Consider the following 13,054-nt stretch of genomic DNA (forward strand, 5'->3'; position numbering starts at 1 on the left):
CCTGAAATTATTCTCAGGGCATTAGTCATAGAGTTATCGTAAGCTTGCAAAATCTGCATCGGGCAGCACGAAAAGATTATTTATTGAACGGGAGTTGGGGGCGTTTCTTCTTCTGGCAATCCATAATCTTTATGGTATGGACCGGGAAGTAGGCCTCGGTTCTGCTCGTTCACAGCAAAGTAGTTTGCTCTTCGGCTTAGAGGGATGTAGTTCGGTGATGCTTTTTCTATCGCAGAAGCAACAACTTGAACAATCAATCCGGCAAGTCCTCCGCCAGAATTCCCGTCATTTGGGGAGTATGATATTGTTGATGCGCTGTCCCATATGGTCTCGCCTGTTTCACCACTTTTTAGGATGTAAGAAAAACTGACGGTGGTTCTGGCGTCCAGAACAATGTATTGGGATGTCCATTCATCAATGGAGATGTAAAGGACGGAATCTGCACCAAAAAGTTCTGCAAGAACGGTTGGGTCGGAGTTATAAACGAGATCCGCATCAGACATTCCTTCTTCTTCCATGACCCGTTTAACAAGGTTCACAGGAAAGACATAGTAACCTTTTTCTGCAACTGGCTTGCTGATGGTCGATAGGAAATAATGCGGGGCTTCGACTTCGACACTTTTGTTTATTGGCATTACAACAAGAACTGAATGAGGGTCTTCTGTGCGCAGTTTTGTGTAATTGTAGGGTTCTGCCGTATGCTGGCAAGCGCCAAGCGTCAACAGTATAAGGGCGGATATTATTAGTTTTGGGAAATTCATTGTTTTTTGACCTCGGCTTCAGCAACCTTAATCATCGCCTGCATTAATGTTGCTGACTCTGGCCAGGCGTCGCGCTCTTTTTTAAAGTATAAAATACTGTCTTTCGCGTTACCGCTCTCTAATAAAAGATACCCGTACTCGGCGTAAATGCCTGGTGGTACTAACCCCTTTTCTTCTCCTTTGGTGATTGTTTCACTCAGATTTTCAACAAGAATAGTTCCTTTGTCGCTATCTCGATAATAGGTCAGAAGGTCTTGTTCGTAACTTCCCCAGTGATATTTGTCTTGCACCATGCAGCCTGATAGCAGGGCAGCCGTCAGTGCAGCAGTCCCCATGCGGACGACAGTTCGCATTGTTGTATTCCCCCAAATAAAAATTATGGTCGTAAAATTGTGACGGATGGACCGTTCAGGTATATATTCTGCGAGAGAATTTCTTGGCCGTTGTGGACAAGTTTGACTTTATGGCTGCCGTTAACAAGTGTCAGGCTACGTGTCTTTCCATCAAAATCTCCAGCAAGACCCATGTTTAATCCATCAATGATAATTTCTGCATCTTTGGGGACGTTGGAAAAGCCAATGCTTGGGCGTTCATCTAAAGTCCTCGTTGTTTCTGCTGTTGAGCACGCGCTGAGGAGGAAAATTGAGGCAACGAATAATAAGATTTTTGACATTAGTTAGCACCTTCGGCGATGAAATACTCCGATACGCTACTGTTTTCCATTGTACCAGAGGTGATTTGTGTGACTGAGCCTTCATTGGTTTCGTCTGTGCCAAAGAAACTTAGAATTTTTAGGCTTCCGATTTTTTGAGCCGGTAATTCGATATCAAAACCACTTTGAGCACTTCGGATGGTGTCGCCTGCTTTCATAATATCGAGAGTATCGCCAATAGATAACCCCTGGCTTTGTCCCCCACTAATAAAGACCGTCGAACCTTCTCTTTTTAGTATATCTGTGCGCCAAGGACGTTCATCAAGTTTGCGAACAATTTCGTTCATGACTGATGACACTGCAGCAGCAATTGCTTTGTCGTTTAGAGTTGCGTCATATTCTGATCTATTGCCAAAGCCTGCGACACTATTTGCTTCATTGCTTGCCTCGCCTGCACCGTTGGCGGAAAAGAAAATGTGCCCGGTTTTACTGTCGACCAATCGAATTTCGACTTTTGCTCTGGCAACTTGTTTTTTTGTTGAGCTTAAAAATCCGCTTTTTCCAACGGTTTTTCGGCCAAACTCGGTAACCGAGCCAACAATAAGTGTATCGACGCCAATCAAGTTTGATGCTTGCGTGTATTCTTGTTCTTTTTTGATTTTTTCGATGTCGGGACGTTCGAACACCAGAAACTTCCCTGATTCCACCAGTCTTGATGACAGCATATCTGTGGCTTGCTTGCCCAAAGGATCATTCTCACCGTCTCTCAAGAATGTTTTCCCGTAACGTGTTTCATTGGAAAAGCGCGCAATTGCAACTTTGCGTTTTAGTCTGGTGACCTCTGGCGTTGCAAAGGCTTGTTTTTGGGCTTCTTCCTGTTGAGCCTGAGATACAGGGGCTTCGACAGGTTTTGCGACTTTGTCTGGAACGGCACATGCTGAAAGTGTAAGCGCTGAAATTCCTGCGAGAATAATTTTTTTGATCATTTAAGTGGCCAATTTATCAAGGTTCTCTATTATACGATCAATATTTTGCAAATAATTTAGGTTGCATAGCATTGATGAGCTTTGTGGATTTTCTACTTAAAAACGAAATTGGCAAGAGTAAAGTGTTAATTATGCTTGGTTTCAACTTGTAGTGTAATTGTGTTGAGTAGAAAAAATCCCTTTAGGTGGGTTCCTAAAGGGATTTTTTTGATCGGATGTATTCTAGGGGGATTTTATTTGTCGTCTTTCTTCATCTTCTGAAATTCTTTGTTGAGTTTGTATTCTTCAGAAGAAACATGTTTTTCCATGTCTGCTGTTCGACGTTCTAGGTCTTCGAACTCTCGGCAAAGCTCAGAAAAGTCCAGATTGTCATCTCGACTATACTCATGGGATGATGGTTGTTCAGCGCCAGCATAGGCGTATTGTGTCTGATATTTTTCAGTATGATTGCCATTTGCCCAGTTTTTCGCTTTGCTGGCCATTCTGTTGAATTTTCTCTCTAGGCGGCCAGGGTTATTTACCCAGTAGAGGGAGAGAAAAAAAACGATTAAGGTCAGAACAAAGTTTATAAAAAGACCAATAATAAAGGCGGCCAACACGAGTTTCCGTGGTACGCCAAAGCGATCTGCAATGGCGCGGGTTACCCGTTTGATGGGGCCTTGATGATGATAGGCCTGATAGCTATGACAGCCTGATTTTTTTCTTTGATTGTGCATTTGAATAATCCCGTTCTCTTCTGGTCGCTGTTCTGATTGGGTGAGTGTGTCGTTGGCGCTTGTTTGCAGGCTTGGTGGTCAATCCTGTTCAAGTACCTTCTCAAGTGTGGCAACGCGATCTGCCAATTTTCTTGCAACGTCACGCATCTTTAAAAGCTCTTCTTTGGGGACAGCAACCATACCATTTCCCAGATCTTGTTTTTTCATCGTTTTCCACTTTGTTATGTAATGGAAAATGATCCAGAGCGGGGCAACGATAGATAAAAACACTACCAAGGGGACGAAGAAAGCTACAGCGAAGCTCATTGTTTTAATTTCTTTCTCAGTTCAAAATCTGTTTGTTCTAAATCCCGGCCGCTCTGGACCGTTGCAGGCTAGGGGCATTATTTCTTGGACTTTGACATTTTTGCCTTTAATGCTGCAAGTTCGTCAGCGATTTCTGCTTCGGCTTCCAGTTCCGAGAACTCATCGTTTAGCGTTTTTGTGCGACCAAGGTCGTATGAATCAGCTTCCGCGTCCAGTTCAGTAATTTTACGCTCTAGATTGTCGTAACGAGCCAGGGCGTCATCAACGCGGCCATCGTAAGTTGTCTTACGAAGTTTTACTCTTTTTTCTGCTGTGTTTAAACGAATTTCCATAGACTTCTTCTTGGCCTTGGCTTCGTCCAGCTTTGCCTGAAGTTTTGAAAGGTCGTCGCTGGATTTCGCGAGGCTTTCTTCGATGTAGCCAAGTTCTGTTTGAAGGGCGTCAATCTGCTCCTCAATCTTTCTTTTTGCCAAGAGAGCGCCTTTAGCGAGGTCGTCGCGTCCTTTGGATAGTGCAAATTCAGCTTTAGCTGCCCACTCAGTTTGGGATGTCTCAAGTGCCGTGAGCTTTCTCTCAATATCTTTTTTGTCGGCAATAGCCTTTACAGAAGATGAGCGTACCTCGATCAAGGTGTCTTCCATTTCCTGAATCATAAGGCGGGCCATTTTTTCCGGTTCTTCCGCACGGTCCAACAGTGAATTTATGTTGGAATTAACAATGTCGGTCAGACGGGAAAAGATACTCATAACAATTTCCTTTCGAGGAGTAAGAATACTTCGATAGATTGCATGAGGTGTGCCAACTTTATAAAATGTTTTAAAACAATAGCTTATAATAATAGGTTGAAAATTTCATTATTAAAACCGATATTAATTAGCGAAAATAGATAACGAAAATAGATAATACTATGGATGCACTTGTTAACATTATTGGGGAAGATCCACATTTTTTGGATGTGGTTGAAAAGAGCTCTCAACTTGCTCTGATTGATAAGCCTTGCCTTGTGGTGGGGGAGCGGGGGACAGGCAAAGAACTCTTTACGTCTCGCTTGCACTATTTGTCTCGGCGTTGGGATGGTCCTTTGGTCAAAATCAACTGTGCGGCTTTAACGGATAGTTTGTTGGAAAGTGAGTTGTTTGGGCACGAACGTGGGGCTTTTACAGGAGCGCAGAGAACACATATCGGCCGGTTTGAGCGTGCAGATGGTGGTACTTTGATATTGGATGAGATCGCAACGGCATCCAGTGCAGTTCAGGAAAAAGTTCTCCGTGTTATTGAGTATGGGGAATTTGAACGGGTTGGCGGCAGCGAAACACTTCATGTGGATGTACGGGTTATTGGGGCTGCTAACGTAGATCTGCCTGCTCTTGCTGCTGAAGGAGGCTTTCGGGCTGATTTACTGGATCGCTTGGCCTTTGATGTCCTCACGCTGCCACCTTTAAGGGTGAGGCCGCGAGATATTCTGACACTTGCGCATCACTTTGCATTGGAAGTCACGCGGGAAGTGGGGCGCGACCTTTTTACCGGATTTTCAGGACGAGCGCGAAAACAGTTGGTTGAGTATGCCTGGCCGGGTAATGTCAGGGAACTTAAAAACGCAGTTGAACGGACAATCTGTAGATGGCCTACCTCGGATGCAGCAATTGATGAAATCTATATAGACCCCTTCGCCAGTCCCTGGCGGTTTGGCTCGTTAGAAAAGAAAAAAGAAGATGCTGTTCAGGTTGAACGTGAAGTTGTTGATGACTTTGCCGAAGCTGTTGCGGGCTTTGAGCGTACAATTCTCACGCAAACTTTGGAGAGGCATCAGTTTAACCAAACTGACGCAGCGCAGGCCTTGTCGTTGAGCTATCACCAATTTCGGAGACTTCTAAAGAAGTATGATGTGTCTGTGCGGTCTTAGTCCGAGAACGCACATTTTCAGGATTTAGACCGCTAATCCCAGAAATTTGATTTTTCGATGTAACGTCGCACGACTTATCCCCATGGCGTGGGCTGCAGCTGAGATATTGCCACCAGTGTGGGCGAGTGCTTGAAGGATTACCCGACGCTCAGCCAGTTCATATTCTTTGGCGTGATTAACGTTCCTTCCACGCAGGTCAGCAAGCAGAATGGGTTCATTTATTGGGCCATTTGGAAGTCCATAGAGACGTCGGGCCCCACGGGAGGCGCCGATAACAATTCCATCCTGATCGACAGCCAAAAGAGCGGTTTGCAGACTTGTTGACGTCTCTTGTTGACTGCTTGGTGGTGTGGCCAGAACAATATCTGCATTGTGGTATGTTTGTCGAAAATATTCTGATTCAATTTGTCGAGCCGTATCAATGACTGAAAAGGAGATGATCTTTGCAAAATCGGGTGTTAAGTCTGCCCGGCTGGAGGATACATCTATAGCGGCTAATAGGTGGCCTTCATGATCAAAAATAGGGGCAGCGCTACAGGACAGGTTGGTATTCTTGCTGTGAAAATGTTGATTTTTATGGATGGTCAGTGGGCGTTTTTCGACGATACAGGTACCAATGCCATTGGTGCCTTCGCTTTCTTCGCTCCATAATGATCCAGTGCTAAGGCCCCAATCATCATAGGTTTTATCGTCGCTAACGGCACCTCTTCGATCAACCGCAATACCGCTCGCGTCTGCGAGTACAACGCAACAACCGGCATTGCCAACGGCGAGGTAAAGGCGGTCGAGACTAGTCTCGGCTGTATGAATCAAGGAGCCCAGTTTTTCACGGGCCTGTTTTAATTCGTGTTCGGATATACGTTCCGGTGGTCGTGTGTAATCGGGGGAGAGGTGGTGCAAGAGTTTTGAGCGCCGCCATGATGCCGCGACAGCTGTTTGGGCGGCGCCATTTGCCTCTAGTGTATTTTCCACATGTGCTGCGTGGTTGCTTGTCGATCCCATGTTCGTTGCCCCAAGAGCATCTCACAAGAAAATACAAAACTGTATTCTGGATATTGCTCTATTCCTGACGTTTTTAGTGTGCCGTTTTGGTGTTCTTTTTTACGGCTTCACTATCCTTTTTATTTTTTTATGCAGAACTTTGTTCTGTTGAATGCGCCTGTTCATGCACTCTTGTTATTTATTCACGTTAAAACAAGTGGGATCATTTCGCAAACTTTACAAGTCAGCGAGTTTTTTTGCTTGGGAGCATTTGGGTGTGTTTTAGCTAAATCAAAGAGACGCTGCGGCTCTGGATGCCTGATCGTAAAGGCCGGAAATACTGCGCAGGATCTGGGCTGTATGAGCAACTTCATCAAATCTGGTGTCGGTCGCAACAGCTGGATCTATCAAGCAAAGCTCTCTGATTTTTCTGTACTCAGAGCAGGCTTCTGCGCCTTCTTCCGTGGTTGAATAAAAGATCTCTTTCCCTTTTTTTGCTCCTCTGACCAACTTGGCTTTGATCAATTTTTTAAGGGAATAATTTACCGTGTGGGGATCTTCGACATTAAGCACGAAACAGATATCGTTCAGCCGCTTTTCCCTGTTACGGTGGTTTACATTGTGAAGTACCAAGACATCAAGTGGGTTGAAGTCCTGATGTCCTGCGGCGTTCATACAACGAACCATCCATCGGGAAAAGCCGTTAAAGGCGATGATCATTCCGTATTCAAGCTCACTCATCTGCCATCCCTGATCACTGGCCAGGTGTTCCGATGAAACGATGTGGCGCGGGGCTTTGGATGTATCAGACATACTGGAACCTTTTAATCAATAAACGGAGTGTCTTACTGTTAGCAGACTTATCTTGCCTACATATTGTTCGGAAGATAAGTCACGATTTCTGGTACGGCAATGATAATAGCAAGTGCCAGTACCAGTAGGCCGAAGAACGGTAGGGCCGCTTTCGCAACCGTTAAAATATTTCGTCCGGTCAAAGCTTGTAAAACGAATAGGTTGAAGCCTACAGGTGGCGTGATCTGTGACATCTCGACAACGATGACGATGTATATGCCAAACCAGAGCGGATCAATGCTTGCCTGTTCTACCATCGGCATGATCACTGATGTGGTTAGAACCACAACGCTGATACCGTCGAGGAAGCACCCAAGAACAACAAAGAACACAGTCAATGCAGCAAGAAGAGCGTAAGGACTTAGTTCTAGACCGCCAATCCATTCAGCCAATAGTTTGGGGATGCCTGTAAAACCCATTGCGACGGTAAGGAAGGCAGCGCCAGCGAGAATAAAGGCAATCATACATGATGTTTTGGTGGCGCCCATCAGTCCTTCGAAAAAGGTTGTTTTGTTGAGGTCCCCGGTAAACCAAGAGAGAAGCAAGGCCAAAACAACCCCAACGGCTGCTGCGTCTGTGGGTGACGCGATGCCTGTATATATGGAGCCGATAACGCCACTGATGAGAATGACAACAGGGAGTAAGCTCTTGGCGCGCTTTAGCTTCTCACTCAATGATATTTCTTCAATCACATCGGGTAGAATATCTCGGTTTATCATTGCCCAGATAATCACAAAGCCAACAAAAAGGCCTACAAGAAGTAGTCCGGGCAAGACGCCAGCTATGAACAGGCGAGCAATGGATTGTTCTGTGGCAACGCCGTACACAATTAAAATGATAGATGGTGGAATAAGCAGACCAAGAGTGGCTGACCCAGCTAAAGTGCCTATCATCATGCTTTCCGGATATTTACGTTTGGAAAGCTCGGGAATTGACATCTTCCCAATGGTTGCTGCTGTCGCAGCGGATGAACCGGAAACGGCTGCAAAGATCGCACAGCCAAAAATATTCACGTGTAGAAGCTTGCCCGGCACTTTTCCCATCCAGGGGGACAGGCCGCTGAACATATCTTCGGACAATCGGGACCGGAACAGGATTTCACCCATCCAGATGAAAAGAGGCAGGGCAGCAAGTGCCCAGGAATTACTCGCGCCCCAAACGGTTGTGGCGAGGACATCGCCAACTGGGGCGTCAGTGAAGAGTGTCATGCCGAACAGGCCAACACCAAAAAGAGAGAAGGCAACCCAGACCCCGGATCCCAAAAGGGCAAACAGGGTAATCATGAGAAGAAGGGTTAAATAAATTTCTGACATTGGTCTTGCCCTTCTTATTCAGCGTGAAGATCGGCCTGATCTTGTTCGAGCAAGTTTTCACCCTTGCCTTCGTAACTTGGTTCGCCACCTGTAATGACACAAAACAGTTCATCAATCAGGGCGAGGGCGAGAATGGCTAGCCCGACAAGCATGGGAAACATGGGTATCCAGATCGGAATAGCAATTATGCCGGGAGAGAGGTCGTTGTATGTGTAGGCTTCATGTACAAGAAGGCTTGTGTAGATCGTGAAATAGACAGCCATCGAAGCTGCGACACCCAGGCACCATATTTCAACGCCGTGGCGTAGTTTCGGCGAGAGGTGTTGTAACACCAGTGATACCCTGATGTGGCTGCCGTCCCTTAGTGTGTAGGCCAGGGCAAGGAAAGAGGCGCCAGCTAGAAAAAAGCCAGTAAAGTCAGCATAGGATGGGATTGTGAGTCCGATGGCTTCACCTGTGATAAGGCTACTGAGGCGATCAAGCAGGTTCAGGAGGACTTGGGCCATTACAGTGAGGCAGATCGCGACAATAAAAAAAGCTGCCGTCCAACCGCTTACTGAATATATTTTATTGAGTATCTGTCTCATGGTTTTGCTCACCCTTGAGTGACGTTATGTCTTCTGGCATCCATCCAGATACAAAGATCTGGATATAAAGTTTGAGGCCCAGATAAAAAGGGCGATTCATCGCACGGTAATAGAGTGAAATGAACCGCCCAACAGGGAACTTAGTTACCGTAAGATGTCAGGATTTCAGATCCTTCATCTCCAGCAGACGCTTTCCAATCAGAAAGCATATCAGCACCAACTTTTTTCAAGCCAGTCATCAATTCAGCCGCAGGCGGGTTCACAATTGTGACGCCGTTGTCTTGCATGATTTTGATTTTCGCTGCTGTTTCTTCCTGGCTCATTGCCCAGCCGCGTGTTTCCGCTTTTTCTGCTGCAGCCAAAACAGCTTTTTGTGTAGCTTCATCAAGCTTGCGCCAATATTTTTTGTTAATCACAACAATATTTTTTGGTACCCAGGCTTGAATGTGTGTGTAGTGAGAAACAAAGTCCCAAGCCTTGCTGTTTGCGCCAGTAGAAGGAGATGTGATCATCGCTTCAACACGACCAGTTGCATAGGCTTGTGGGATGTCTGGGACTTCTACTTGTGTTGGGGCGGCACCTGTTAGCTGTGCGAATTTCTCGAGCGTAGCATTGTAGGCTCTGAATTTAAGGCCTTTCAGGTCATCAACTGTGTTGATTTCCTTTTTGGTGTAAAGTCCCTGTGGTGGCCATGGAACAGAGAAGAGTGGCATCAGACCCTGTTTGTCCAGCAATGTGCTGATAACAGGTTTTTGGGCTGCCCATAGCTTTCCTGCCTCGTCGTAATTTGTTGCGAGGAAAGGAAGGGAGTCTGCGCCAAATGCAGCGTGTTCATTTGATAATCTAGACAGGAAAAATTCGCCGATGGGCACCTGACCGCTACGAACAGCGTTCTTGATTTCGGGATGCTTAAAGAGTGATCCGGCAGAGTGAATTTTAATTTTCAGATCACCGTTTGTCGCGGTCTCTACATCTTTGGCGAATTCAATGATATTCGCGGTGTGAAATGTTTTGTCAGGATATGGTGTTGGCATATCCCAGGTGTCGGCAGAGGCAGTGGCAATTCCGCCTATAGTAAGAGCAGCAACACCTGCGGTGAAGTTACGTAAGAGTTTCATTTTTAAAACCTCCCAAAGGTCTCGATAGAGTGGGCCCAGATATTTGTTATGATCTTTGTGGCCATAAACGTTCTTTTTGGCTCAATCCTCTTTGTTCTACGAAAAGCAGAGGCGAGCAATACAGCGCGATGAATGAGCCAAAAATACTTGTGTCATCATTAACGCATAAATTAACGATGACGTTTTGTTGACAAAAAGTCAATAAAACAATAACAATTTATAGTTGATGTGTATCTAAGGCTGTAGTTCAATAACGAAAAACTCAAAGAGAGCTAAATTGGATATCCGAGTCCTTACACTAGGCGACAGCGCCTTTACGATTGAATTTCCTAAGCTCAAGGGAGCTATCGGTGCGCGTTCAGTTCGCGCTTTGAGACACTCTATTGAGCAAGAAGTTGAAGAGGGGCGGTTGCCCGGCGTTTTCGATATTATTTCTGCGAGTCGCTCTTTAACAGTGTGCTTGAATCCGGATTTGGCTGACTATAAGCAGGTGACTGAACGTGTGAGTGCGCTGGCGCAAATGCCATTGGATGCAGGAGGAGCAAACAAAGAACTTTGGATTTTACCTGCCTGTTACGAAGGAGAGTTTGCGCCTGATCTGGAAGAGGTAGCGCAGCGAAGCGGACTTTCGGTCACGGAGGTCATAGATATCCACTCTTCTGCAACCTACGACATTTTTTTGATCGGTTTTCTACCGGGCTTTGTCTTTATGGGGGAGATTGATAAGAGGCTACAGTTTCCCAGAAGAACAAGCCCACGGGTAAGAGTTCCGGCAGGATCTGTCGGCATTGCGAATGAACAAACGGCTGTTTACCCATGGGAAAGCCCTGGTGGATGGCACTTGCTTGCCCGCTGTCCGGTTCCCTTTTTTGATAGTACCTGGGCACAGCCAAGTTTGTTGTCTGCTGGTGGTTCGGTGAAGTTCAGGCCTGTAACGACAGAAGAATATAGCGATATTAAAGCTGACCTTTCTTCGGAACGGATTGCTCCACAGAGCTTTCTATCTCGAGAGGGAGAAAGCTGATGGCAGCGGTCTTAAAGATCCTTTCTCCGGGCATCCTCGCTTCTCTTCAGGATGAAGGGCGTCGGGGGTATGCTGGATTTGGTGTGCCAAGGAGTGGCGCGGCGGACTCGCTGTCTTTGCAGTTGGGCAATGCTTTGGTAGGGAATGCTGCCTTTGAAACGGCGATAGAATTTCGCTTCTTGGGGCCAAAAGTGACGGTTGAATCAGGGCGATTACGCCTTGGTTTAGCTGGTGATGTTACCGCAGAGCACAAGGGTGCTGATGGTGGTGATAGTGTCTCTATAAAACCTTGGCAATCGGTTACATTGGATGAGGGGGATGTTCTCACTGTTGATCCATTGAAAAATGGGGCGACCGGTTATCTGACTATAGAAGGTGGTTTTGATTTGGCTCCAGTGCTTGATAGCCGCTCGACCTATGCGCGGGCAAAGTTGGGGGGCGTAAACGGCCTTCCTTTGCAAGCGGGCGATAGAATTCCGACGAAGCTACCTCATCCCCGAGATGGTCTGGAGAGAATTGTTTCGGATCCAATCTCTACATCAACCAAAATAATCCGTGTGCTTGCTGGTCCACAGGATGATTATTTCTCTGAAGTTGAGATCTCTAAATTCACAGGAGGAAGCTATAAAGTCAGTTCCGATGTGGATCGAATGGGAATACGCTTAGAGGGTCCTGAATTAGAATCTTTACCGGAAAAGGGAAGTGATCTTATTTCAGATGGGATTGTACCGGGGGCTATTCAGGTGCCGGGAAGTGGGCAACCAATTATTTTGTTTGTTGATTGTCAAACAATCGGCGGTTATCCGAAAATTGGCGCTGTTATCACAGCGGACCTTCCGCTTCTTGGGCAGTTGATGCCCGGGAATGAAATCGGCTTTCAACTGGTTTCTCTGGAAGAGGCACAAGCTGCCCGAAAAACTCGAAAATCAGAACTGGAACGGGCCATATCCTCTGTTCAGGATTATTTTGGCGAAGGCGTGATGGATCTAAAGGCCTTGTATGAAGTGAATTTGATTGGCGGCGTAGTAAATGCCAGCTTAACGGGGCATTTCCCCGGTCATCTAGAGGGAGGTGCAAATGAAAAAAATTAATTTAAATGCAGATATGGGCGAAGGCTTTGGCATGTATTCCATTGGGAATGATGCCGCGATGCTGGATATCATTGGATCAGCAAACATTGCCTGTGGTTATCATGCGGGTGATCCGCTGGTCATGTCAGGTGTAACTCGGGCGGCTCGGGATAAAGGGGTGAGCATCGGTGCACACCCGGCTTTCCCTGATTTGCAAGGGTTCGGTCGTCGTAAGATGCATCTGCCATTGCCAGAGCTGGAAGCTATGATGGTGTATCAAATTGGTGCCCTGATGGCTGTTGCGAAAAGTCAGGGTACTAAGGTTACGCATGTAAAACCTCATGGTGCGCTGAACAATATGGCTGCGGTTGATATGGATATGTCTTTGGCCATTGCCCGTGGAATTGCAGCTGTTGATTCGTCTCTTATCATGCTGGCAACTGCGGGATCCTGCTTGTGCAAGGCTGGCCTTGAACTCGGCTTGCCAACAGCGGGAGAGATTTTTGCCGATAGAACCTATGACGAGAACGGAAATCTAACCCCAAGATCTGAGCCGCATGCGGTTATACACGACCCAGAGCAATCTGCTGATCAGATTCTCTCTTTTGTCGAAGAGGGCAAGATTATCACGCCGTCGGGCAAACGCATTGATACGCCCATCCATAGTATTTGCGTTCATGGAGATACTGCAGAGGCAGTTGCAATCGCCCATCGTGTGAAAGAGCGATTGGAAAAGGCTGGCTTTGAGTTGGTGCCTTTGCCTCGGGTTATGGAGGCTTAGGCGT

At 46.4% G+C, this 13,054-nt stretch carries 16 protein-coding genes; 4 read left to right on the plus strand and 12 right to left on the minus strand.

Annotated features, from left to right (window positions below):
- Nucleotides 1-80 precede the first annotated feature (80 nt).
- The 7 genes from WH96_RS11500 to pspA form a co-directional block, all read right to left on the minus strand.
- Nucleotides 81-761, minus strand: a complete 681-nt coding sequence (locus WH96_RS11500) for a DUF799 domain-containing protein (RefSeq protein WP_047764336.1) — start codon at nucleotides 759-761, stop codon at nucleotides 81-83.
- Nucleotides 758-1,114: a DUF4810 domain-containing protein gene (locus tag WH96_RS11505; protein WP_047764337.1), complete on the minus strand. Its 357-nt coding sequence runs from the start codon at nucleotides 1,112-1,114 to the stop codon at nucleotides 758-760. The genes WH96_RS11500 and WH96_RS11505 overlap by 4 nt, the downstream gene beginning before the upstream one ends.
- 23 nt (nucleotides 1,115-1,137) lie before the next feature.
- Entirely contained in the window at nucleotides 1,138-1,434 is a 297-nt protein-coding gene (locus tag WH96_RS11510; RefSeq protein WP_047764338.1) for a hypothetical protein, read from the minus strand.
- On the minus strand, nucleotides 1,434-2,399 hold the full coding sequence (locus WH96_RS11515; protein WP_047764339.1) for a CsgG/HfaB family protein: 966 nt from the start codon (nucleotides 2,397-2,399) through the stop codon (nucleotides 1,434-1,436). The genes WH96_RS11510 and WH96_RS11515 overlap by 1 nt, the downstream gene beginning before the upstream one ends.
- 233 nt (nucleotides 2,400-2,632) lie before the next feature.
- Nucleotides 2,633-3,115 carry a hypothetical protein gene (locus WH96_RS11520; protein WP_047764340.1) on the minus strand — a complete coding sequence of 161 codons (483 nt, stop codon included), beginning with the start codon at nucleotides 3,113-3,115 and terminating at the stop codon, nucleotides 2,633-2,635.
- A 78-nt stretch (nucleotides 3,116-3,193) separates the two neighbouring features.
- On the minus strand, nucleotides 3,194-3,421 hold the full coding sequence (locus WH96_RS11525; protein ID WP_047764341.1) for a hypothetical protein: 228 nt from the start codon (nucleotides 3,419-3,421) through the stop codon (nucleotides 3,194-3,196).
- A gap of 77 nt (nucleotides 3,422-3,498) precedes the next feature.
- On the minus strand, nucleotides 3,499-4,167 hold the full coding sequence (pspA, locus tag WH96_RS11530; RefSeq protein ID WP_047764342.1) for a phage shock protein PspA: 669 nt from the start codon (nucleotides 4,165-4,167) through the stop codon (nucleotides 3,499-3,501).
- Nucleotides 4,168-4,328: 161 nt separating this feature from the next.
- On the opposite strand from pspA, the gene pspF reads away from it, so the two are divergent.
- Entirely contained in the window at nucleotides 4,329-5,324 is a 996-nt protein-coding gene (gene pspF, locus WH96_RS11535) for a phage shock protein operon transcriptional activator (protein WP_047764343.1), read from the plus strand.
- Between the two features lie 24 nt (nucleotides 5,325-5,348).
- On the opposite strand, the gene WH96_RS11540 is transcribed toward pspF, so the two are convergent.
- The 5 genes from WH96_RS11540 to WH96_RS11560 form a co-directional block, all read right to left on the minus strand.
- Nucleotides 5,349-6,326: a helix-turn-helix domain-containing protein gene (locus WH96_RS11540; RefSeq protein ID WP_047764344.1), complete on the minus strand. Its 978-nt coding sequence runs from the start codon at nucleotides 6,324-6,326 to the stop codon at nucleotides 5,349-5,351.
- Between the two features lie 270 nt (nucleotides 6,327-6,596).
- The gene (locus WH96_RS11545) at nucleotides 6,597-7,118 is read right to left on the minus strand and encodes a winged helix DNA-binding protein (RefSeq protein ID WP_047764345.1); all 522 of its coding nucleotides are present in this window, start codon (nucleotides 7,116-7,118) and stop codon (nucleotides 6,597-6,599) included.
- 56 nt (nucleotides 7,119-7,174) lie between these two features.
- Nucleotides 7,175-8,470, minus strand: a complete 1,296-nt coding sequence (locus WH96_RS11550; protein WP_047764346.1) for a TRAP transporter large permease — start codon at nucleotides 8,468-8,470, stop codon at nucleotides 7,175-7,177.
- A 14-nt stretch (nucleotides 8,471-8,484) separates the two neighbouring features.
- The gene (locus WH96_RS11555; protein WP_047764347.1) at nucleotides 8,485-9,057 is read right to left on the minus strand and encodes a TRAP transporter small permease; all 573 of its coding nucleotides are present in this window, start codon (nucleotides 9,055-9,057) and stop codon (nucleotides 8,485-8,487) included.
- A 140-nt stretch (nucleotides 9,058-9,197) separates the two neighbouring features.
- Nucleotides 9,198-10,175, minus strand: a complete 978-nt coding sequence (locus WH96_RS11560) for a TRAP transporter substrate-binding protein (RefSeq protein ID WP_047764348.1) — start codon at nucleotides 10,173-10,175, stop codon at nucleotides 9,198-9,200.
- Between the two features lie 277 nt (nucleotides 10,176-10,452).
- Here WH96_RS11560 and pxpB point away from each other — a divergent pair, with 277 nt between their 5' ends.
- The 3 genes from pxpB to WH96_RS11575 are packed head-to-tail and all read left to right on the plus strand — an operon-like array spanning nucleotide 10,453 to nucleotide 13,050.
- Nucleotides 10,453-11,199 (plus strand): 5-oxoprolinase subunit PxpB, encoded by a 747-nt coding sequence (gene pxpB, locus WH96_RS11565; protein ID WP_047764349.1) that lies wholly within the window; start codon nucleotides 10,453-10,455, stop codon nucleotides 11,197-11,199.
- Complete coding sequence (locus tag WH96_RS11570; RefSeq protein WP_047764350.1) at nucleotides 11,199-12,290, plus strand: 5-oxoprolinase subunit C family protein; 1,092 nt, start codon at nucleotides 11,199-11,201, stop codon at nucleotides 12,288-12,290. The genes pxpB and WH96_RS11570 overlap by 1 nt, the downstream gene beginning before the upstream one ends.
- Nucleotides 12,277-13,050 (plus strand): LamB/YcsF family protein, encoded by a 774-nt coding sequence (locus tag WH96_RS11575; RefSeq protein WP_047764351.1) that lies wholly within the window; start codon nucleotides 12,277-12,279, stop codon nucleotides 13,048-13,050. The genes WH96_RS11570 and WH96_RS11575 overlap by 14 nt, the downstream gene beginning before the upstream one ends.
- Nucleotides 13,051-13,054 lie beyond the last annotated feature (4 nt).

It is taken from the genome of Kiloniella spongiae (genome assembly GCF_001026905.1).
Taxonomy (GTDB): Bacteria; Pseudomonadota; Alphaproteobacteria; order Kiloniellales; family Kiloniellaceae; genus Kiloniella; species Kiloniella spongiae.